We start from the raw sequence: 20,646 nt of genomic DNA, 5'->3' as shown, positions 1-20,646 counted from the left end.
GCCCAGGTAAGGGGATCAGACTCGATCACCGTGCCCGGGATGAGCTCCCGATGAGCTGCCCTGCAGGGGTCCGGGCCGACGACGACCCGAAAGTCGAACCCTTCATGCTGCATTCCCCGCTCACGCGCGCCTCCGCGCGCGCCGCGACGATGGCCCGCGCCCACGCGGACGTCACATCCCGCCACCCGCTCGTCCTCGGCATCGCCCTGGGTGCCGTCCTCAGTGTCGCCGTCACGGCCGGCACCGCGTCCTCCGCCGCCGCGGCCGTCGAGGCGCATTCTGACGCCGTGGCGTCGCTCGCCACGGTGACCACGGCCGATCCCAACGCCGAGGCCACCGGCGCCGCCGCACTCGCCGTTCCGCTCGCCGGCATCGCGGAGGACGTCACGACCACGATCACCGCAGCCGAGACCGCCGTGGCGGATGCTGCGGCGCTGACGGCCGAGGTCGCGGACTCCGGCCTGACCGTCGAGGCCGAGACGACCATCGACACCAGCGTGCTCGAAGCGGGAATCGCCGACCTGGCGGACACCGTGAACGTCGCCGACGAGACCGCGCTCACCACCGACGCCGAACGCGAGGCACCTCTCGAGGTCGTCCTGGACACGGCCGAGGTCGCCGAGGACACCGCGTCCGTCGTCGCGGACACCGCCGCGCTGCGCGAGGCGCTCACGGCTGCCCAGAAGGCGGCGGCCGAGAAGAAGGCCGCGGCCGAACGCGCCGCGGCGGCCCGCGCCGCGGCCAACACCCCGGAGGGGGCGAAGGCGACCGCGCGCGCCATGGCCGCGAGCCAGTACGGCTGGGGCGACGGGGAGTTCTCCTGCCTCGAGTCGCTGTGGACCAAGGAGTCGGGCTGGAACTACCAGGCCTACAACGCCTCGTCCGGCGCGACCGGCATCCCGCAGTCGCTGCCCGGCGACAAGATGGCCACCGCCGGAAGCGACTGGCGCACCAACGCGACGACCCAGATCGCGTGGGGCCTGAGCTACATCGATCGCGCGTACGGCTCGCCGTGCGCGGCGTGGGGGCACTCGCAGGCGACCGACTGGTACTGAGCAGATCCGCGAGGACGCGACCGCACTGCGGCCGCATCCTAGGATGAGGGGATGACGACCGAGAGCTCCCGCGAAGTGTGGCGGGAGGGTCTCGGCGTCGCCCTCGCCACGAGCGCGTACGGGATCTCGTTCGGCGCTCTCGCCGTGGCCTCGGGGCTGGACGTCTGGCAGACGTGCGTGCTGAGCCTGCTGATGTTCACGGGCGGCTCCCAGTTCGCCTTCATCGGGGTGCTCGCCTCCGGCGGCGTCTCGGCCCTTCCCTCCGCGATCGCCTCCGCGGCGCTGCTCGGCGTCCGAAACGTCGCGTACGGCATGCGGATGTCGCCGATCATCGGCCGAGGATTCTGGCGTCGTGCGGCCGCCGCCCAGTTCACGATCGACGAATCGACCGCCGTCGCGATCTCGCAGGACGATCCGCGTCTGAGCCGCATCGGCTTCTGGGTCACCGGCATCGGGATCTTCCTCGGCTGGAACGCCACGACGCTCGTCGGCGCACTGCTCGGGGACGTCCTGGGCGACCCCCGCGCGTGGGGCCTGGATGCCGCGGCCGCCGCCGCGTTCCTGGCGCTGCTGTGGCCTCGGCTCAGGCAACGCCAGGCCGTCGCCGTCGGGATCGCCGCCGCGGTCGTGGCCGCATCACTGACCCCGTGGCTCATGCCAGGCATCCCGGTGCTGCTGGCCGCGGTCGTCGCCATCGTGGTGGGCTGGTTCAACTGGCTCGGTCGTGACGTCGCCCCGGCAGGGCGGGAGGCCGGCGCATGAGCATCTGGAGCGCCGTGCTGCTGGCGGCGTGCATCTGCGTCGCGCTGAAGACGTTCGGCTACCTCATCCCGGCGCACATCCTCGCCGCTGCCCGCCCGGCGCGGATCTCCGATCTGCTCACGGTCGCACTGCTCGCCGCGCTGGTCGCCGTGCAGACCCTCGGGGACGGGCAGGCGATCGTCGTCGACGCCCGCGTGCCCGCGGTGCTCGTCGCGGCGGTGCTGCTGTGGCTGCGGCAGTCCTTCCTCGTCGTCGTGTTCGCGGCCGCGGCGGTCGCCGCGCTGCTGCGCCTGGCCGGCTGGGCGGCGTGAGAAGCGGCATCCGCTCGGTGCGGTCCCCGTAGAATCGCAGGGTGAACACCTGGCTCTCCCGCATCCTCTCCTGGGTCGCCGCCGCGCTCGTCGGAGGCGTCTACGGAGTGGCGGGCACGATCGCCCACAGCCTGACGTGGGGAGCGGTTCCCGTGGGCCTCATCATCGCCGCCATCGCGTGCGGCGCCCTGCTCGTCGCGATCCGCGCGCTCACCCATGACCGCGGTGCCACGCTCGCCGCCGGACTCGGGATGCTGGGCATGGTCACGCTCATCTCCGGGGTCGGCCCCGGGGGTTCCGTGGTCGTGGCGGACGGCGTGTGGGGACGCATCTGGATCTATCTCGTCGCGGGTCTGGTGCTTCTCGCGGTCGCGTGGCCGCGGTTCTCCCGTCCGGCGACCGGACGGCCCGCTCCTGCGGCTGCCGGCGCGCCCGCACCATCCGGAGCGCCCGACGTCATCACAGCGGTCCCCGGAGTGCGGGAGGAGCCGGCCGGTCACGGGTCGTAGACTGGACGGGTGACGTATGTGATCGCCCTGCCGTGTGTCGATGTGAAGGATCGTGCCTGCATCGACGAGTGTCCCGTGGACTGCATCTACGAGGGCGAGCGATCGCTGTACATCCATCCCGACGAGTGCGTGGACTGCGGCGCGTGCGAGCCCGTGTGCCCCGTGGAGGCGATCTACTACGAGGACGACCTCCCCGAGGAGTGGCAGGACTACTACAAGGCCAACGTCGAGTTCTTCGACGAGGTCGGCTCTCCCGGCGGTGCGGCCAAGATCGGCGTGATCCACCACGACCACCCGATCATCGCGGCCCTTCCCCCGCAGGGGGAGTGACGGTGTCGGTCCGAGACCTGGCCGACTACCCCTGGGATGCGGTCACCCCGTTCCGCGACCGCGCCGCTCAGCATCCGGACGGCCTGGTCGATCTGTCGGTCGGCTCCCCGGTGGACCCGACGCCCGAGATCATCCGCACCGCGCTGGCGGAGGCGACCGATGCTCACGCCTACCCGCAGACGGTCGGCTCCCCGGCGCTGAGGGAGGCGATCGTGGACTGGTACGCCCGCCGACGCGGCGTGCCGGACCTGACCGTCGCGAACGTCCTCCCCACGATCGGCTCGAAGGAGCTCGTCGCGCTGCTGCCGACGTTGCTCGGCCTCGGCGAAGGGGACGTGGTCGTGCACCCGACGGTGGCCTACCCCACCTATGAGGTCGGCGCGCAGGTCGCCGGGGCGACCCCGGTGCGCGCCGACGACCCCGCCGACTGGCCCGACGGTGCACGCCTGGTCTGGATCAACAGCCCCGGCAACCCCGACGGACGCACCTGGACCGTACCTGAGCTCGCCGCGGCCGTGCGCCGCGCACGGGAGATCGGCGCGGTGCTCGCGAGCGACGAGTGCTATGCCGAGCTGGGCTGGGACGGGCCGTGGGCGAGCGAGCCGGTGCCGTCTGTGCTGGATCCTCGCGTGACCGGCGGCAGCAGGGCGAACCTGCTGAGCGTGTACTCGCTGAGCAAGCAGTCCAATCTCGCCGGCTACCGCGCGGCGTTCCTCGCCGGGTGCGCGCGGGTCGTCGGCGATCTGCTCACGGCGCGCAAGCATCTGGGACTCATGCCGCCGGCTCCCGTGCAGCACGCCATGGCGGTCGCGCTGCGCGACGACGAGCACGTCGCGGCTCAGAAGCAGCTCTACCGCGAGCGCCGCGAACTGCTGCTGCCCGCCGTGACCGCCGCAGGATTCCGCATCGACGGGTCGGAGGCGGGCCTGTATCTGTGGGCCACAGAGGGCCGCGACGCGTGGGAGACGATGGGCCGCCTCGCCGATCGCGGCATCCTCGCAGGTCCCGGTCCGTTCTACGGCGCGGACTCGACGGAGCACATCCGGCTGTCGCTGACCGCGGCCACCGAGCGCGTCGCGGAGGCGGCGCGACGGCTGCACTCGGCGGCGCTGTAGGTTTCGGCATCCCGAGCATGCATCTCTTGGCGGATGTCACAGTAGGCCGGTGTGCGCACTAGGCTGTAGAGGCGATTCTTCGGCCGGCGCACGACGCCCGGAGCCGACGACCCCAGACCAACACGGTCCACACAGACGTAGGAGGAGGTCCGCGTGAGCGCGACGGGCGACCAGCAGGCGAAGGCGACCCTTTCGATCGACGGAACCACGGCGGAATTCCCGGTGGTGCGCGGCACGAGCGGCAACGACAGCATCGACTTCTCGACTCTCACGCGCCAGACCGGCTACACGGCTCTGGACTACGGGTTCGTGAACACGGCGTCGACCAAGTCGGCGGTCACGTTCATCGACGGCGACCAGGGCATCCTGCGCTATCGCGGGTACCCGATCGAGCAGATCGCCAAGAACTGCAGCTACCTCGAGGTGGCCTGGCTCCTCATCTACGGCGAGCTGCCGACGCCCTCAGAACTCAGCGACTTCGACGAGCGCATCCGGCGCCACACGCTGCTGCACGAGGATCTCAAGCACTTCTTCTCGGCGCTGCCGCACACCGCGCATCCCATGTCGGTGCTCTCCTCGGCCGTCGCCGCACTGTCCACCTACTACGAGGGCCAGACTGACCCGCACAACCCCGAGCACGTCGAGCTCAACATGGTGCGCATGCTCGCGAAGCTCCCGGTCATCGCGGCGTACGCCCACAAGAAGAGCATCGGTCAGGCCTTCCTCTACCCGGACAACTCGCTGAGCTTCGTGGACAACTTCCTCAAGCTGAACTTCGGCGTGCTCAGCGAGCCGTACGAGGTCAATCCGGTGATGTCCAAGGCGCTCGAGCTGCTGCTGATCCTGCACGAGGACCACGAGCAGAACGCCTCGACGTCGACGGTCCGCCTGGTCGGGTCCACCGGCGCCAACCAGTTCGCCTCGGTCTCGGCCGGCATCCAGGCGCTGTCGGGTCCGCTGCACGGCGGCGCCAACGAGGCGGTCCTCACGATGCTGGGTCAGATCCGCGAGTCCGGTCAGAGCGTGCAGCGCTTCGTCGAGCGGGTCAAGAACAAGGAAGACGGTGTGAAGCTCATGGGCTTCGGGCACCGCGTCTACAAGAACTACGACCCGCGGGCCAAGCTCGTCAAGGAGGCCGCGGACGAGGTGCTCGCCTCGCTGGGCGTCAGCGACCCCCTGCTGGACCTCGCCAAGGAGCTCGAGGAGATCGCCCTCGCGGACGACTACTTCGTCCAGCGGCGCCTGTACCCGAACGTCGACTTCTACACCGGCGTGATCTACAAGGCCATGGGCTTCCCGACCCGCATGTTCACCGTGCTCTTCGCGATCGGACGTCTCCCCGGCTGGCTGGCGCAGTGGCGCGAGCTGCAGTTGGACCCGCAGACCAAGATCGGCCGTCCGCAGCAGCTGTACACGGGGGCAGCGGAGCGCTCGTTCCCCACGCGCTGACGCGCGTCGCGGCGCGTCGCGGAGGGCGCGCACATCAGCGGCGTCGCGCGCTCAGTCGAGCCTCACGCCGCCAGCCGCACTTCGCGTTCCGGTGCGGTCGCGCTCCGGTCGCGATTCTTGCCGGCTCTCCGGCGGGTGCCGGTGCTCCGGTCGCATTTCGTGCCGCTTCTCCGGCGCATGAGCGGCACGGAATGCGACCTGAACGGCAGGGTCCGCTCGAGTGGCGGCGGAATCTGCGACCGGAACGGGCGGTCGCCGGCCCCGTCAGCCGCGCGGGGCGCCCGAGGGGCGCTGTGCCCGACGCCGACGGTTGCGAGAGGGCTGTCCGGACGGGGCCGCGGGGGAGTGCTGGCCGCTCTCGCTGGAGTACCGGGCCACTGACCCGCCGCGGGGAACGTCGGTGCGGGCCGAGGAGGCCGCGTCGCGACCGCCCTGACCGCGTCCACCGGAGCGCGCCCCTGCCGACTGCTGACGGCCGCCGCGACGTCCGCCCTGCGCCTGGCCGCCCCGCGACTGACCGCCCTGAGGCTTCTGCGCGGAACGCTGCTGCTGCTGCTGCTGCTGCGGCGGCGCGGGCTTCACGTGCGGGGCGCGGTCGCCGACCAGGCCCTCGACGACGTCGGTCGTCACGGGCTCGAGCGCGGCCGTGATCTGCGCCTTGCGCAGGAGGTCCTTCACGTCGCGGCGCTGCTCGGGCAGCACGACCGTCACGACCGTGCCTGCGGCGCCCGCACGGGCCGTGCGGCCCGAGCGGTGCAGGTACGCCTTGTGCTCGACCGGCGGATCGACGTGGACGACGAGATCCACATTGTCCACGTGCACGCCTCGGGCGGCGACATCGGTCGCGACGAGGACGCGGACGCCGCCGTCGGCGGGGTCCGACGAGAACGCCGCCAGGTTGCGCTCGCGGGCGTTCTGCGACAGGTTGCCGTGCAGGTCGACGGCGGGGATGCCGGCTGCCGTCAGCACCTTCGCGAGCTTCTTCGCCTGGTGCTTGGTGCGCGTGAACAGGATGCGACGGCCGAGACCGGACGCCAGGTGGTTCACGAGCGCCTTCTTGCGGTCGACGTCCTCGATGAGCAGCACGCGGTGCGTCATCTCGCCGACGGGGACGCTGGCCTCGTCGACCTCATGGCTCACCGGGTTCACCAGGAAACGCCGGGCGAGGGTGTCGATGCCGCGGTCCAGCGTGGCGCTGAACAGCAGACGCTGACCGCCGGTCGGAGTCGCCTGGAGGATGCGCGTGACGCCGGGGAGGAATCCGAGATCGGCCATGTGGTCGGCCTCGTCCAGGACGGCGACCTCCACGGCATCCATGAAGGCGACCTTCTGCTTCATGAGATCCTCGAGGCGGCCGGGGCAGGCCACCACGATGTCCACCCCGCTGCGCAGCGCCTGCTCCTGCGGGCGCTGGCTGACGCCGCCGAACACGGTCGCGACCGTGAGACCTGCAGCCTTCGCCAGGGGCGACACGGTCGCGGCGATCTGGGTGGCGAGCTCACGGGTCGGGGCGAGGACGAGGCCGCGCGGGTGGCCAGGACGGGTGCGCGTGCCGGACGCGGCGAGCCGGGCGACGAGCGGGAGCGCGAAGGCGATCGTCTTGCCGCTGCCGGTGCGGCCGCGGCCGAGCAAGTCGCGACCGGCGAGGGAGTCGGGAAGCGTGTCGCGCTGGATCGCGAACGCCTCGGTCTTGCCGTCGGCTTCGAGAACCGCAGCGAGGGGCGCCGGAACGCCGAGGTCGAGGAAAGAAGGCATGGATGTACTCCGTCGGCGCGCGAAGAGGCGCGCGGTAGTGGGTGTGAGGTGGGCGAGGGCGCACGGAGGGTGCGCTCCGGTTCGCCGTTCGAAAGGCCAGATGCTGGGGGAGCGGTGAGCTCGCTTCGGTCCTCGAAGACCCCGTGACGACGACGCAGCTGCCCGTGGGCAACCTCGCAAGTCTACCAGGTCAGGCGTGCAGCGCCTCGTTGAGGGTCACGCCCACTCCGGCGCGCTGCTTGGCCTCGATGGCGCCGGTGACCGAATTGCGCCAGAACAGGAGGCCGTCGCGTCCGCTCAGCTCCGCGGCCTTCACGGTGCGCTTCCCTCCCTCTGCGGCGTCCGGTCCGTCCGCGAGCACGACCTTCGAGCCGGCCGTCACGTACAGGCCGGCCTCGACGACGCAGTCGTCGCCGAGCGCGATGCCGATGCCGGCGTTCGCGCCCAGCAGCGAGCGCTCGCCGATCGAGACGCGTACCGTGCCTCCGCCGGACAGGGTGCCCATGATCGACGCGCCGGCGCCGATGTCGCTGTTCGCGCCGACGACGACGCCCTGTGAGATGCGGCCCTCCACCATGACGGGACCGAGCGTGCCGGCGTTGAAGTTGACGAAGCCCTCGTGCATGACCGTCGTACCCGGGGACAGGTGCGCCCCCAGGCGTACGCGCGACGTGTCCGCGATGCGAACGCCCTCGGGGAGGACGTAATCGGTCAGGCGCGGGAACTTGTCCAGCCCCTGCACCTGGATCCCGTGGCGCTGCAGCAGCGGCCGCAGCCGCGCGGCGTCGGCGGGGAGCATCGGGCCCGCGGTGGTCCAGGCGTTGTTCGGCAGGTGGCCGAAAACGCCGTCGAGGTTCAGGTCGTTGGGCCGCACGAGAAGCCGCGACAGCGCGTGCAGACGCAGGTACGCGTCGGCCGTCGACGCGGGCGCCTCGTCGAGGTCGATCCGCAGCTGCACCAGCTCGGTGCGGACGTTGCGCCGCTCGTCGGCGTCGGCGAGCGCTTCCCAGGTCGCGACGGCGGCCACGGCATCCGCGGCATCCAGTTCGCCGAACCCGATCTCGGGATACCAGGCGTCCAGAACCGTGCCGTCCGCGGCGATCGTGGACAGTCCGACACCCCATACCGTGCGCGCAGTGCTCATGACCACCACGCTACCGTGCCGCGCGATCCGCCCGAGCCGTAGGCTTGTGCCATGCCTCTGGATCTCACCGCGTCCTCGCTCGACATCACCCGGACGATCTGCGACATCCCGAGCGTCTCGGGGGACGAGGCGGCGCTCGCCGACGCCATCGAGGCGGCGGTCCGTCCGCTCGCGCATCTCGATGTGCTCCGATTCGGGAACACGGTCGTCGCGCGGACGCAGCGCGGGCGCGCGCAGCGCGTCGTGATCGCGGGGCACATCGACACCGTCCCCATCAACGACAACGTGCCCACGCGCGCCATCGACGTCGAGGGCGAGCCGTACCTGTGGGGTCGCGGGACGGTCGACATGAAGGCGGGGGTCGCGGTGCAGTTGAAGCTCGCTGCGGAGCTGACCGATCCCGCACTGGACATCACCTGGATGTGGTACGACAACGAGGAGGTCGCGGCCAGCCTGAACGGCCTGAACCTCCTCTCGGATGCCCGGCCGGAGCTGTTCCAGGCCGATTTCGCGATTCTCGGCGAACCGTCGAACGGCCAGGTTGAGGGCGGCTGCAACGGCACGCTGCGCGCCGTCGTGCGCACCCGCGGAGTCCGAGCGCACAGCGCGCGGGCCTGGGTCGGGGAGAACGCGATCCACGGGGCGGCTCCCATCCTCGCCCGTCTCGCGGAGTACCGCGCCAAGGAGGTGCCCGTCGAGGGACTGGTGTACCGCGAGAGCCTGAGTGCGGTGCGCATCTCCGGGGGCGTCGCCGGGAACGTGATCCCCGACCTGTGCGAGGTCGAGGTCAACTACCGTTTCGCGCCCAGCAAGACGGCCGCACAGGCGGCCGCGCACGTCCGCAAGGTGCTGGACGGCTTCGAGGTCGAGATCACGGACGCCGCGGACGGCGCCCGCCCAGGACTCGACGCGCCCATCGCCCGGCAGTTCGTGACGGCCGTCGGCGCCGAGCCGCGTCCGAAGTACGGCTGGACGGATGTCGCGCGGTTCTCGGCGCTGGGCATCCCGGCCGTCAACTACGGACCGGGTGACCCGCACCTCGCGCACCATGACGAGGAGCGCGTCGCCGTGGCGCAGATCGATGCGGTCGAGCGGGGCCTGCGCGCGTGGCTCACGGCGTCCTGACCGCCGCCCGGCGCTGGGCACGGACTCCGATCGCGGCGCGGATCGCCGCGATCTATGTGCTCGCGCGGCTGGTGACCACCGCGCTGCTGGGCCTCGCGGCCTCCCTGTCGGGGCCGGCGTCGCGGTTCGGACCCGAGGCCGGAATCGACGACTTCGTCGTCGGATGGGATGCTCAGTGGTACTGGTTGGTCGCGGTCGAGGGCTATCCGTCCGAACTGCCGCTCACCGAAGCGGGCACGGTGGCCGAGAACGCATGGGCGTTCATGCCGGTCTACGCATATCTGGCGCGCATCGTGGGTGTGCCGTTGGGTTCCTGGGGTGCCGGGGCGCTGGTGATCTCGCTGGCCGCCGGGTACGCGGCGTGCCTCGCTCTGCACCGGCTGCTGCGCGGGCGGATCGGATCCGCGCCCGCGCTGTGGGCTGTGGCCTTCTTCGCCTCCGGCCCGCTCGCCGCGCTGTTCCAGGTCGGATACGCCGAGGCGCTGTTCGTCATGATGCTGCTGTTCGCGCTGGATGCCGTGCAGCGCCGGCGCTACGGCATCCTCTACGCCCTCATTCCGATCATGGCATTCACGCGCCCGGGCATCCTCGCGTTCGCGCTCTTCCTGGGGCTGCACGGCATCCTGCGCTGGGTGCGCCGTGATCGAGAGCCGCTGCGGAGGGTCGAGGTCGTGCACATCCTGCTCCTCGGTGCGCTCGCGACCGTCACGGGCTTCGCCTGGCAGGTGATCGCCGGCCTCGTCACGGGGGACGCCGGTTCGTACCTCGCCACCGAGCTGGCGTGGCGCCGGGCCTGGGGGATGGGCGAGGACGGCTTCGTGCCGTTCGAGGGATGGATCCAGGCGGCGCAGTTCTGGTTCTCGCACTGGGGGATGCCGGGGTGGTGGGGTCTCGTGGCGCTGGTGCTGCTCGTGGCCGGCGCGACAGCGGCGCTGCTGTTCGCCCCGTCGGTCCGTCGGCTCGGAGCCGACGTGCGGCTGTGGAGCGCCAGTTACCTGCTGTACTTGCTCGCGGTGTTCTTCCCACAGTCATCGACGTTCCGTCTGCTCCTGCCGCTGACGCCGCTGTGGGGTGCGGTGGTGCCGAGGCGGCGGGCGTATCGGTTCGCCGTCCTCGTGCTGTGCATCGCCGGGCAATGGCTGTGGATCTATCACGTGTATGCCCTGGGGAACACGTTCTGGCAGGTTCCGTGACCCGTTGTTCATGACGGATTCTTCCCAGCGGGCGCACAGGGTACCGGCCCTACCGATAAACTCGATGCATACCACCGAGGAAAAGGAGCCACGATGGCAGCGATGAAGCCGAGGACTGGAGACGGACCCATGGAGGCCGTCAAGGAGGGGCGCCTCATCATCGTGCGTGTTCCGCTCGAAGGCGGCGGCCGTCTGGTCGTCTCCGTGAACGACGCCGAAGCGAAGGAGCTTCACGACGTGCTGGCAGCCGTCGTGGATGCGGCCTGAGTCCTCTCCCGCTCCGGCGGGGACGATGGGGCGGCGGATCTCCGGATCCGCCGCCCCTTTCGCGTCAGTCGGTCTCGGCGACGCTGATCAGCTGGAGCAGTCCCTCGCCCGAGGACGAGATCGACGCCAGCACGGCCTCGGACTGCTGGGTCTCCTGGATGAGCGAGCGGTACCCGGCGGTCACGGCGTCGCGCTGCACCGGGTCGGCGACCTTGCCCCCGACGAGGATGCGGGGGACGAGGACGATGCCGCCGGTGCGCACCAGGCGCAGGCCGTGCTCGACGTACTCGATCACGTTCTCGGGGTCGGCGTCGACGAGGACGATGTCGTAGGAGCCCTCGTTCATGCGCGGGAGCACATCCGCTGCGCGGCCGGTGATGAACCGTGCGCGCGTGGTGGGGATCCGTGCTTCGGCGAAGGCCTGCCGCGCCGCGGCGAGGTGCTCCGGTTCGTTGTCGATCGACGTCAGCACGGCGTGCGGCGCTCCGCGCAGCAGCCACAGTCCGGACACCCCGGCACCCGTGCCGATCTCCACCATGGTGCGGGCGTTCACGGCTGCGGCGAGCAGGGCGTACTGCGAGCCGACCAACGCGCTGATGGGTGCCGCGCCGATCTCGTCGGCTCGGGCTCGGGCGCGGGTGATGGCATCCGGCTCCGCCGTGGCCTCGCGGATGTATCGCGCGTTGGCGTCGTGCTCGCTCATGGCGTCTCCCGTACTGCTGGTTTCCTTCAGATTAGGTGCATGCCGCGGTCTCGTCGGTCAGGCGCGGCGGGGTAGCCTGGAGCGATGGGGTTCGGACTCGACTTCGAGAAGCTGCTGGTGATCGGTCTGATCGCCGTGCTGCTGATCGGCCCTGAGCGCCTGCCGCACTACGCCGAGCAGTTCGCGAAGCTCGTGCGCCGGGGCGGAGAGCTCCTGCGCGACACCCGCAGCCGCGTGCAGGAGGAGATGGGCCCGGAGGTCGCGGACGTCGACTGGCGCAAGCTCGATCCCCGGCAGTACGATCCGCGCCGGATCATCCGGGACGCGCTGTTCGAGGACTCCGCGCCGGCGCCGATCGCGCCGTCGGCACCCGTCGCGGCGCCGGCGCCGACACCTCCTCCTGCCCCGCGCGTGATGCCGGTGTTCACCCGGACCAGCCCGCCGCCGTTCGACCCCGAAGCGACCTGACGACCGCCGGCCGTTCTCAGCCGATCTTCGCGCGCAGCCGTTCGAGATCGGCGTCGGTCAGCAGGAGGCGCGGGAGGGCGGTCATGGCGGAGGACCCGCGCAGCTGGAGCATGACGGCGTCCTGACCGGCCTTCATGCGCCGGAACGTCGAGTACGCGATCCGCGACGTGCCCTGGGCGCTCTCGACCCGGAGCTCGTCCTCGCCGACCCGGACCGACACGCTCGTCCCCGCCGGCATCGCCGCGGCGAGCGAGCGGCGCACGCTGGTCACCGTGAGGATCGCGTACAGCACCATGACGCCGGCGATGAGGGTCGGCATGACGATCATGCTCCCCGCTTCTGCCGGCGCCAGCGCCGCCGCGGTGCCGAAGGAGATCAGGGCGATGAGCAGCGCCGCCGCGAGCACGATCCACACGACGATCGACAGCGGGCGGGTGAGGACGAAGATCGTCGCGTCGCGGGACATGCGGGCCAGCAGGTCGCGATCGACCGGGACGTATCGGGGGGCATCGGTCACCCCTCCATTGTCGCGTGTGCGCGCGGTGGAGGGATCAGGCGGGGGAGAGGGGAAGCGGCCGTCCGGCCAGCCCCCTGCCTCTCGTCGTGATCCGCCGGGCGAGCGCGTCGATCGCGGCGGCCGCGGCATCCTCGGCGTCTGCGACGACGACCGGAGTCCCGGCATCCCCGCCGGCGCGCAGTGCGGGGCTGAGCGGGATGGAGGCCAGCAGGGCGACGGGCTCCTCGGGGGTGGACAGGGCGCGGGCGACCTCGGCGCCGCCGCCGGAGCCGAACAGGTCGACCACGGTCCCGTCCGGCAGTGCGAACGGCGCCATGTTCTCCACCACGCCGATCACCCGCTGTCCGGTCTGCCTGGCGACCAGGCCGCTGCGCACCGCGACCTCGGAGGCCGCGGCCTGAGGCGTCGTCACCACGATCACCTCGGCGTGCGGCAGGATCTGACCGATCGAGATCGCGATGTCACCGGTCCCTGGGGGCATGTCGATGAGCAGCACGTCCAGGTCGCCGAAGAACACGTCGGTGAGGAACTGCTGGACCGTGCGGTGCAGCATTGGGCCGCGCCACGCCACGACCGACTCGCCGTCGCGCAGGAACATGCCGATCGAGATCGTCTTCACTCCGTGGGCGACCGGCGGCAGCATGAGGTCGTCGATGCGCGTCGGCTGCGTCCCCGACGGGATGCCCAGAAGGCCCGGGATCGAGAAGCCGTGCACGTCGGCGTCCACCAGACCGACCGCGAGTCCCCGCTCGGCGAGGGCGACCGCGAGATTGGCCGTGACGGTGGACTTGCCGACGCCGCCCTTGCCGCTGGAGACCAGGATCACCCGTGTGAGGGAGTCGGGTCCGAAGGGCATCTGCCTGGCGGGGCGGCCGGCGCGCAGCTTCTCGGTGAGCGCCCTGCGCTCGTCGGGGGTCATGACCCCGACGGCGACCTCGACGTCCTCGACGCCGGGGACGGATGCCGCGGCGCGCCTGACGTCGGACTCGATGCGGTTCGCGGCCGGGCATCCCACGATCGTCAGGACGATCGCGACGTACGCGGTGGAACCCTCCAGGCTGATGTCCCGGACCATGTCGAGCTCGCCGATGGGCCGGCGCAGCTCCGGGTCGGAGACCGCCTCGACCGCGGCGCGGACGCGCTCTGCCGTCATCGGCGCGGCCGCCGCGTCGTGATCGGGCCGGTGCGCGGGGACGCGCCATCCGACGGGCTCTCCGCATCAGCCGACGGCCCGTCCTCGAGCTCGGCCAGCAGCGCCCTCAGCTCCTGGCGCAGCACGTCGCGTGTGACGACCTGGGCGTTGCGCTCCTCGAGCGACAGCCGCAGCGCCACGATCTCGCGCGCCAGATACTCGGTGTCGGCGAGGTTGCGCTCGGCGCGCTGACGGTCCTGCTCGATCTGCACGCGATCGCGGTCGTCCTGACGGTTCTGCGCCAGCAGGATCAGCGGTGCGGCGTACGACGCCTGCAGCGACAGCATGAGCGTGAGCGCCGTGAAGCCGAGGGCCGCGTCGTCGAAGCGCAGGTTCTCCGGCATGAGCGTGTTCCAGCTGATCCAGAGCACGCAGAACAGCGTGAGGATCAGCAGGAACGCGGGGGTGCCCATCGCACGGGCCACCCACTCCGTGAAGCGACCGAAGCGGTCGCGCGAGGTCGGCCGCTGCCGGGTCGTGGCTCGCCCGAGGGGGGCGTCGAGCGCGGTGCGCGCGTTCCTGGCCATCATCGGGCCCCCGAACCGGTCGCGGGTTCATCGATGTCGTGCGTCCGCCAGTCGTCGGGAAGCAGATAGTCCAGCACGTCGTCGATGCTGATGGCGCCGACCAGGCGGTGGGCGGCGTCCACGACGGGGAGCGACACGAGGTCGTAGCTGGCCAGCATGCGGGCGACTTCCGCCGCCGACGCGGTCACCGAGACGGGCTCCATGCTGTCGTCGACGATGGCCCCGAGGCGCTCATGCGGCGGGTAGCGCAGCATGCGCTGGAAGTGCACGACGCCCAGCAGCCGCCCGGTGGGGGTCTCGAACGGCGGGAGCGTGACGAAGACCGCGGCGGCCAGAGCGGGGTGCAGCTCATGCCGGCGGATCAGGGCGAGGGCCTCGGCCACCGTGGCGTCCGCGGACAGGATGATGGGCTCGGTGGTCATGAGGCCGCCGGCCGTGTCCGGCCCGTACGCGAGGAGCGTCCGGACGTCCTCGGCCTCCTCCGGCTCCATGAGCTCGAGGAGCTGTTCGAGGCGCTTCTTGGGCAGCTGGGCGAGCAGGTCGGCCGCGTCGTCCGGCTCCATCTGGTCGAGGATGTCGGCCGCGCGCTCGTCGCCGAGGCGGTCGAGGATGTGCACCTGCTCGTCCTCGGGCATCTCCTCCAGCGCGTCGGCGAGCCGGTCGTCCGGCAGCTCCTCCGCCACCTCGATCATGCGCTGCTGCGGCAGATCGAGCAGGGTGTTCGCGAGGTCGGCGGCGTGCAGCTCGGAATACGAGGCGACGAGCTGCTCGGCGGACTGCGCCTCACCGGGCGCGCGCTCCTCGGCGACCTCGTTCCAGGCGGCGAAGGCGGTCGGACCCTTGGCGAACGGCGAGGCGCTGGTCTTCGGCTTGCGCAGGAACAGCTGGGTGATGCTCCATTCGCCGAGCCGGTTCGGTTCGATCGCGACGTCCTCGATGACGGCGGAGCCGCCGCCGTCGACGAATGCGACCCTCCGACCGAGCAGTTCGGCCAGCACGCGCACCTCGCCGGGGCGCGGCTGGAACCGGCGCACGTTGATGAGCCCGGTCGTGATGACCTGGCCGGCGCGGATGGACGTGACGCGGCCGATCGAGAGGAACACCTGGCGACGGCCGGGGATCTCCACGACGAGGCCGATCACGCGCGGCGCGGCCGTACTTCGGTACACGATGACGACATCCCGGACCTTGCCGAGCCGGTCGCCCACGGGGTCGAAGACGGCGCACCCGGCCAGGCGCGCGACGAATACCCGTTGTGTGCTCACGCGTCCAGCGTAGTCCGCGGGCGCGGGCGAGCGGGGCCCACAGCTCCGGCCACGGACGCGCATGGAAGAATGGACGGATGAGCATGCTGAACCGCCCCGCAGACGGTGCCGAGGTCGGAGAGACCGTCGCCTCGATGCGCGAATACGAGCGCGCACAGAAGACGGTGTCGCAGCTCATCGCGGGCGAGGTCCCGGCAAGGGACATCGCGATCGTCGGCCAGGGGGTGCGCACGATCGAACGCGTCACCGGTCGGCTCGGCTACGCGGCCGCCGCGCGCTCGGGCGCCATCAACGGGCTGCTGATCGGCCTGCTCCTCTCCGCGATACTCGTGCTCGGCAATCCCGAAGCGCCCATCCAGCTCTTCGTCGCCTACCTCTTCATCGGCGTCGCGATCGGCATGATGCTCAGTCTCGTCACGTTCGCGATCGTCCGCCGCCGCCGCGACTTCGCGAGCGTCACGCAGATGGCCGCGGACCACTACGAGGTGACGGTCCTGCCGGCATCCCTCGCGAAGGCGCGCCAGGTGCTCGGCGGTCAGCGTCCGGCACCGGTGCGACCGCCGGTGAACCTCGACGAGCCGCCGCGGTACGGCGAGCGGATCACCCCCGGGCAGCAGGAGCAGGCAGCGGCGCCGTCCGGACCGGTCTCCGCGAACTCGGCGGCCTCGGCGACCGGTGGTCAGCCGGTCATCCCGCCGCGTCCCGCGGATCCGCGCCCGCGCTACGGCGAGCGGGTCCCTGGGGACGCCGCGGCGCCTGCCGACCCGAAGCCGGCCGCTCCTGCCGAGCCGAAGCCGGCAGCTGCCGCGGGATCCGAGCCCGTGTCGCCCGACGCCGCGGACGGCGAGGCTCCTGCTTCCTCCGCGGCACCGGCGAAGCCGGCCTCCGATGAGGCGGCCGGCGGCAAGCCCGCCGACGACTGAAATGGTCGACGAGCCGCTGCGGATCGAGGTGGCGCTGCCGAACGGCACCGCGACGGTTCCGGCATCCTGGGCGGAACCGGAGAACGACCCGGGACGGGGCACGGTCATCATCGCGCACGGCGCCGGGACGGGGATGGAACATCCCTTCCTCGTCGGACTCGCCGGGGCGCTGAACCAGTCCGGTTTCGCCGCCGTCCGCTTCGACTTCCCCTACCGCGCGCAGGGGCGGCGCATGCCCGGGCCGGCCGCCCACGCCGTCGCGGCCTGGAACGCCGTGCTCGCCGCGGTGCGGGCGCGGACGGAGGGGCCGGTGTGGGCTTCCGGACGATCCTACGGCGGCCGCATGGCGTCGATGGCCGCGGCCGAGGGCATGGAGGTGGACGGGCTCGTCTACCTCGGGTATCCGCTGCATCCGCCGGGACGGCCGGAGAAGCCGCGCGTCGAACACCTGCCGTCGGTTATCGCGCCCCAGCTGTTCGTCTCGGGGACGGTCGATCCGTTCATCCAGCCGCTGGAGCAGTTCGAGGAGGCCGTGGCGAGCTGCCAGGACGCACGCATCGCCTGGATCGACGGGGGAGGACACTCCTTCGAGGTGAAGGGGAACAAGCGCCCCGCGGCGATCATCGGCGCATCGCTGGCGCCACTCGTGGTGGACTTCGCCGCGACCGCGCGATGACGTCTGCGACGATGGTGGGGTGAGCCTCGACCGCATCGCCCTCATCTCGGACGTCCACGGCAACATGACGGCCCTGGAGGCCGTGCTGGCCGACATCGCGGAGCGCGGCATCCATCGGATCTTCAACCTCGGAGACACGGCAGGGAAGGGACCGCGGGGAGAAGCCGCGGTGCGGCGCTGCCGTGAGGTGTGCGAGGTGAACGTTCGCGGGAACTGGGACGACTTCCTGCGCTTCACTGCGGACGATGCGCCGGAGGAGATGCGCTGGTGGCATGCCGAACTGTCGGCGGAGAGCCTGGCCTGGCTCGGCGCCCTGTCGCTCAGCCACGACCTGGTGATGAGCGGGCGGCGCATCCGGCTGTTCCATGCGTCGGCGGAGAGCCCCCACACGCGAGTGCACTTCCACCACACTCCCGAGCAGTTCGCCGGCATGTTCGTCAACACCGAGATGACGGGAGACGGTCCTTCCCCCGATGTGGTCGGGTATGCGGACATCCACGACGCATACATCGAGTCCGTCGACGGGCGGACCCTGTTCAACGTCGGAAGCGTCGGGAACCCGCTGGACATCCCGCAGCCCTCGTACGTGATTCTCGAGGGCGTGACGGATGCCGAGGACCCGGCGCCCTTCGGCGTCCAGTTCGTGCGCGTGCCCTACGACGTCGAGGTCGAGATCGCGGTGGCCGAGGAAGTAGGGATGCCGACGCGCGACGTGTGGTCGGTGGAACTCCGGACGGCCGTGTACCGGGGGCAGCAGTGAGCGGCTTCCACCACGTCGAAGTGTGGATCGCGGATCGCTCCCTCGATGTGGCATGGGAGTGGCTGCTTTCGGCGCTGGGATTCGTCCGGGAGCAGGAGTGGTCCGAGGGGATGTCCTGGGCGGCGGGCGGTGCCTACCTGACGCTCACGACCTCGCCGAACCTGTCCGCCGCTGCGCACGATCGGCGCCGACCCGGAGTGAACCACCTGGCGTTCCGCGGCGGTGCGCCCGCAGCGGTGGATGCTCTGATGGCGGCAGCTCCCGCGCACGGATGGACGCCGCTGTACGCCGAGCGGTACCCGCATGCCGGGGGCGAGGACTACTACGCGGGTTGGCTGGAGAACGCGGCGGGATTCAAGGTCGAGGTCGTGGCGGAGTCCTGACGCGTGCCGAACTCCGGCAGACCGAGAGTCGGCGGGCCGCATCACCGGCGTTCTGGTCGATTCTGCAGGAGTTCGGTACACCCGGGCCGTCGCTTGTAGGGTGTCGGTCATGCCCCTCGCCCTCGTCACCGGTGCCGCCCGCGCAGACAGCATCGCCGCCGGCATGGTCCCCCGCCTGCGGGCGGACGGATGGGAGGTCGTGACCAGCGATCTCACTGATGCCGACCACCCGTGCGACCTGTCCACTCCGACCGGGCCTGAGGAGTTGGTCTCGACCATCGTCCGCGAGCACGGCGCGATCTCCGCACTCGTCCTCTCGCATGCGCACGACGTGCCGACCGGCATCCTCGACACGACGGCGGAGAGCTTCGACCGCCACGTCGCCGTCAACGCCCGCGCGAGCCTGCTGCTGATCGCCGCCTTCGCTCGGCAGATCCCGGAGGACGGGGGAGCGGTGGTGGCGCTGACCAGCGACCACACGACCGGCAACCTGCCCTACGGGGCGTCCAAGGGCGCGCTCGACCGGCTCGTGATCTCCGCGGCGCGCGAACTCGGCCCTCTCGGCATCTCGGCGAACGTGCTCAACCCGGGCCCGATCGACACGGGCTGGTTCCCGGACGGATTCGCCGAGACACTGCTGCCGGCGCACCCGCTCGGGCGCGTCGGGACCCCGGCCGACATCGCGGCGTTCGTGTCGTTCCTGGTGTCACCCGAGGGACGCTGGGTCTCCGGGCAGCTCCTGCACGCCGACGGCGGTTTCTCGGCCCGCTATTGAGCCGAGCGACGCCGTCAGGCCTGGACGCGCCGGATCCACTCCTCGACCTCGTCGGCCGTGCGGGGGATGCCCGCCGAGAGGTTCACGGGTCCGTCCTCGGTCATGAGGACGTCGTCCTCGATCCGCACGCCGATGCCGCGCAGCTCCTCGGGCACGGTGAGGTCGTCGATCTGGAAGTACAGCCCCGGCTCGATCGTGAACACCATCCCCGGCTCGAGGATGCCGTCGTAGTACATCTCCCGCCGCGCCTGGGCGCAGTCGTGCACGTCGATGCCGAGGTGGTGGGAGGTGCCGTGGACCATGTAGCGGCGGTGCTGTCCACCGGCATCCGCATCCAGCGCCTCCTCGGCCGTGACGGGCAGCAGGCCCCACTCCGCGACGTGTGCGGCGATGACCGACATGGCCGCCTCGTGCACGGTGCGGAACGGCACGCCCACCCGGGCCGCAGCGAACGCCGCGTCCGCGGCCTCGCGCACCGTCTCATAGACCCGTCGCTGCACGTCCGAGAACGTCCCGTTCACCGGCAGCGTGCGAGTGATGTCCGCCGTGTAGAGACTGTCGGCCTCGACCCCGGCATCCACCAGGATCAGGTCCCCGGGGACGACCGTCCCGTCGTTGCGCGTCCAGTGCAGGTAGCAGGCGTGCGGACCGGAAGCCGCGATCGTGTCGTATCCCTCGCCGTTGCCGTCCTCGCGGGCCCGGCGATGGAAGACGCCCTCGACGACGCGCTCGCCGCGTGCGTGCGCGGCGGCCTGGGGGAGCGCGCGGATGATGTCGTCGAAGCCCTGGGCGGTGATGTCCACGGCCCGACGCATCTCGGCGATCTCGTACTCGTCCTTCACGAGGCGCAGTTCGGACACCACTCGATCGAGGTCGGCATCGCCCAGTGCGACGTCGTCGTCTCCGGGCTGGAAGACGTGCAGGTGGTCGGTCGCGATGTCGAGATCCGCGGCGACCCCGGCGAGCGACGGGCGAGGCCCGATCCAGAACTCGCCCACCGTCGCGTCCGCGTAGAACTCGGTGGTGGTGCGGTCGGCGCGCTCGCGGAAGTACAGCGTGACGTCGTGCCCGGCGTCCGTCGGCTCGAAGACGAGCACCGAATCGGGCTCGGAGTCCGACGCCCACCCGGTGAGGTGCGCGAAGGCGGAGTGCGCGCGGAACGGGTAGTCGGTGTCGTTGCTGCGCTGCTTGAGGGAGCCCGCCGGGATCACCAGGCGCTTCCCGGGGAACGCCGCCGAGACCTTCGCGCGCCGCGCCGCGGCGAACGGCGCCTGCGCCCGAGGCGCGGGCAGCGATTCCGGGCGCTCGGCCCAGCCGGTCGAGATGCTGTCGAGGAAGCCCCGCGGGAACGGCTGCTTGCGGTTGGTGACCGGCGTCTTCGCCGCGTCCTCGTCGGTGGCCTGTGCGATCGTGTCGCTGGATCCGGTGCTCATGCGTCCAGT

At 71.3% G+C, this 20,646-nt stretch carries 24 protein-coding genes; 16 read left to right on the top strand and 8 right to left on the bottom strand.

From position 1 onward, the window contains the following. Nucleotides 1-50: 50 nt before the first annotated feature. From AC3RXZ_RS05080 to AC3RXZ_RS05050, 7 genes are all read left to right on the top strand, one after another. Nucleotides 51-1,055 (top strand): aggregation-promoting factor C-terminal-like domain-containing protein, encoded by a 1,005-nt coding sequence (locus AC3RXZ_RS05080; RefSeq protein ID WP_491493327.1) that lies wholly within the window; start codon nt 51-53, stop codon nt 1,053-1,055. A gap of 51 nt (nt 1,056-1,106) precedes the next feature. Next, on the top strand, nt 1,107-1,817 hold the full coding sequence (locus tag AC3RXZ_RS05075) for an AzlC family ABC transporter permease (protein ID WP_243224775.1): 711 nt from the start codon (nt 1,107-1,109) through the stop codon (nt 1,815-1,817). Continuing rightward, nucleotides 1,814-2,128 carry an AzlD domain-containing protein gene (locus AC3RXZ_RS05070; RefSeq protein ID WP_243224776.1) on the top strand — a complete coding sequence of 105 codons (315 nt, stop codon included), beginning with the start codon at nt 1,814-1,816 and terminating at the stop codon, nt 2,126-2,128. The genes AC3RXZ_RS05075 and AC3RXZ_RS05070 overlap by 4 nt, the downstream gene beginning before the upstream one ends. Nucleotides 2,129-2,169: 41 nt before the next feature. Beyond that, nucleotides 2,170-2,637, top strand: coding sequence for a histidinol dehydrogenase (locus AC3RXZ_RS05065; protein ID WP_243224777.1), 468 nt, complete (start codon nt 2,170-2,172; stop codon nt 2,635-2,637). 9 nt (nt 2,638-2,646) lie between these two features. Next, entirely contained in the window at nt 2,647-2,967 is a 321-nt protein-coding gene (fdxA, locus tag AC3RXZ_RS05060; protein WP_243224778.1) for a ferredoxin, read from the top strand. A 2-nt stretch (nt 2,968-2,969) separates the two neighbouring features. Next, nucleotides 2,970-4,082, top strand: coding sequence for a succinyldiaminopimelate transaminase (gene dapC, locus AC3RXZ_RS05055; RefSeq protein ID WP_491493326.1), 1,113 nt, complete (start codon nt 2,970-2,972; stop codon nt 4,080-4,082). Between the two features lie 153 nt (nt 4,083-4,235). Beyond that, entirely contained in the window at nt 4,236-5,531 is a 1,296-nt protein-coding gene (locus AC3RXZ_RS05050; protein ID WP_243224780.1) for a citrate synthase, read from the top strand. Between the two features lie 264 nt (nt 5,532-5,795). Here AC3RXZ_RS05050 and AC3RXZ_RS05045 read toward each other — a convergent pair whose 3' ends face one another. Further along, complete coding sequence (locus AC3RXZ_RS05045; protein ID WP_491493325.1) at nt 5,796-7,286, bottom strand: DEAD/DEAH box helicase; 1,491 nt, start codon at nt 7,284-7,286, stop codon at nt 5,796-5,798. A gap of 190 nt (nt 7,287-7,476) precedes the next feature. After that, entirely contained in the window at nt 7,477-8,430 is a 954-nt protein-coding gene (dapD, locus tag AC3RXZ_RS05040) for a 2,3,4,5-tetrahydropyridine-2,6-dicarboxylate N-succinyltransferase (RefSeq protein ID WP_243224782.1), read from the bottom strand. A gap of 51 nt (nt 8,431-8,481) precedes the next feature. Here dapD and dapE point away from each other — a divergent pair, with 51 nt between their 5' ends. The 3 genes from dapE to AC3RXZ_RS05025 all read left to right on the top strand — a co-directional run bounded on the left by dapE (nt 8,482) and on the right by AC3RXZ_RS05025 (nt 11,015). Further along, nucleotides 8,482-9,555, top strand: a complete 1,074-nt coding sequence (dapE, locus tag AC3RXZ_RS05035) for a succinyl-diaminopimelate desuccinylase (RefSeq protein ID WP_243224783.1) — start codon at nt 8,482-8,484, stop codon at nt 9,553-9,555. Continuing rightward, a complete protein-coding gene (locus AC3RXZ_RS05030) occupies nt 9,537-10,748 on the top strand; it encodes a putative hexosyltransferase (RefSeq protein ID WP_243224784.1) in 1,212 nt (403 codons plus the stop codon). Before dapE ends, AC3RXZ_RS05030 begins: the two co-directional genes overlap by 19 nt. A gap of 93 nt (nt 10,749-10,841) precedes the next feature. Next, nucleotides 10,842-11,015 carry a DUF3117 domain-containing protein gene (locus AC3RXZ_RS05025; protein WP_243224785.1) on the top strand — a complete coding sequence of 58 codons (174 nt, stop codon included), beginning with the start codon at nt 10,842-10,844 and terminating at the stop codon, nt 11,013-11,015. 64 nt (nt 11,016-11,079) lie between these two features. Here AC3RXZ_RS05025 and AC3RXZ_RS05020 read toward each other — a convergent pair whose 3' ends face one another. Beyond that, on the bottom strand, nt 11,080-11,718 hold the full coding sequence (locus tag AC3RXZ_RS05020) for an O-methyltransferase (protein WP_243224786.1): 639 nt from the start codon (nt 11,716-11,718) through the stop codon (nt 11,080-11,082). Nucleotides 11,719-11,802: 84 nt separating this feature from the next. Here AC3RXZ_RS05020 and AC3RXZ_RS05015 point away from each other — a divergent pair, with 84 nt between their 5' ends. Next, nucleotides 11,803-12,186 (top strand): twin-arginine translocase TatA/TatE family subunit, encoded by a 384-nt coding sequence (locus AC3RXZ_RS05015; protein WP_243224787.1) that lies wholly within the window; start codon nt 11,803-11,805, stop codon nt 12,184-12,186. Nucleotides 12,187-12,202: 16 nt separating this feature from the next. Here AC3RXZ_RS05015 and AC3RXZ_RS05010 read toward each other — a convergent pair whose 3' ends face one another. Genes AC3RXZ_RS05010 through AC3RXZ_RS04995 form a run of 4 tightly spaced genes read right to left on the bottom strand, consistent with a single transcriptional unit; the run spans nt 12,203 to nt 15,687 of the window. Continuing rightward, nucleotides 12,203-12,703: a YcxB family protein gene (locus AC3RXZ_RS05010; protein ID WP_243224788.1), complete on the bottom strand. Its 501-nt coding sequence runs from the start codon at nt 12,701-12,703 to the stop codon at nt 12,203-12,205. A gap of 34 nt (nt 12,704-12,737) precedes the next feature. Next, a complete protein-coding gene (locus tag AC3RXZ_RS05005; protein WP_491493324.1) occupies nt 12,738-13,856 on the bottom strand; it encodes an Mrp/NBP35 family ATP-binding protein in 1,119 nt (372 codons plus the stop codon). After that, nucleotides 13,853-14,422: a DUF1003 domain-containing protein gene (locus AC3RXZ_RS05000; RefSeq protein WP_243226153.1), complete on the bottom strand. Its 570-nt coding sequence runs from the start codon at nt 14,420-14,422 to the stop codon at nt 13,853-13,855. The genes AC3RXZ_RS05005 and AC3RXZ_RS05000 overlap by 4 nt, the downstream gene beginning before the upstream one ends. Further along, nucleotides 14,422-15,687 carry a magnesium transporter MgtE N-terminal domain-containing protein gene (locus AC3RXZ_RS04995; RefSeq protein WP_243224790.1) on the bottom strand — a complete coding sequence of 422 codons (1,266 nt, stop codon included), beginning with the start codon at nt 15,685-15,687 and terminating at the stop codon, nt 14,422-14,424. The genes AC3RXZ_RS05000 and AC3RXZ_RS04995 overlap by 1 nt, the downstream gene beginning before the upstream one ends. A gap of 77 nt (nt 15,688-15,764) precedes the next feature. Between AC3RXZ_RS04995 and AC3RXZ_RS04990 the strand changes: the two genes are divergently transcribed. From AC3RXZ_RS04990 to AC3RXZ_RS04970, 5 genes are all read left to right on the top strand, one after another. Continuing rightward, nucleotides 15,765-16,610: a general stress protein gene (locus AC3RXZ_RS04990; protein ID WP_491493323.1), complete on the top strand. Its 846-nt coding sequence runs from the start codon at nt 15,765-15,767 to the stop codon at nt 16,608-16,610. Nucleotide 16,611: 1 nt separating this feature from the next. After that, nucleotides 16,612-17,286 (top strand): alpha/beta hydrolase family protein, encoded by a 675-nt coding sequence (locus tag AC3RXZ_RS04985; protein ID WP_243224792.1) that lies wholly within the window; start codon nt 16,612-16,614, stop codon nt 17,284-17,286. 19 nt (nt 17,287-17,305) lie between these two features. Then, a complete protein-coding gene (locus AC3RXZ_RS04980; protein ID WP_243224793.1) occupies nt 17,306-18,046 on the top strand; it encodes a metallophosphoesterase family protein in 741 nt (246 codons plus the stop codon). Then, a complete protein-coding gene (locus AC3RXZ_RS04975) occupies nt 18,043-18,429 on the top strand; it encodes a VOC family protein (protein ID WP_491493322.1) in 387 nt (128 codons plus the stop codon). Before AC3RXZ_RS04980 ends, AC3RXZ_RS04975 begins: the two co-directional genes overlap by 4 nt. A gap of 109 nt (nt 18,430-18,538) precedes the next feature. After that, complete coding sequence (locus AC3RXZ_RS04970; protein WP_243224795.1) at nt 18,539-19,204, top strand: SDR family oxidoreductase; 666 nt, start codon at nt 18,539-18,541, stop codon at nt 19,202-19,204. A gap of 14 nt (nt 19,205-19,218) precedes the next feature. On the opposite strand, the gene AC3RXZ_RS04965 is transcribed toward AC3RXZ_RS04970, so the two are convergent. Continuing rightward, entirely contained in the window at nt 19,219-20,637 is a 1,419-nt protein-coding gene (locus AC3RXZ_RS04965; protein WP_243224796.1) for an aminopeptidase P family protein, read from the bottom strand. Nucleotides 20,638-20,646 lie beyond the last annotated feature (9 nt).

The sequence above is a fragment of the Microbacterium cucumeris genome (assembly GCF_058349845.2).
The sequence above is the reverse complement of the archived record's forward strand: the minus strand, read 5'-3'. Positions and strand labels throughout refer to the sequence as shown.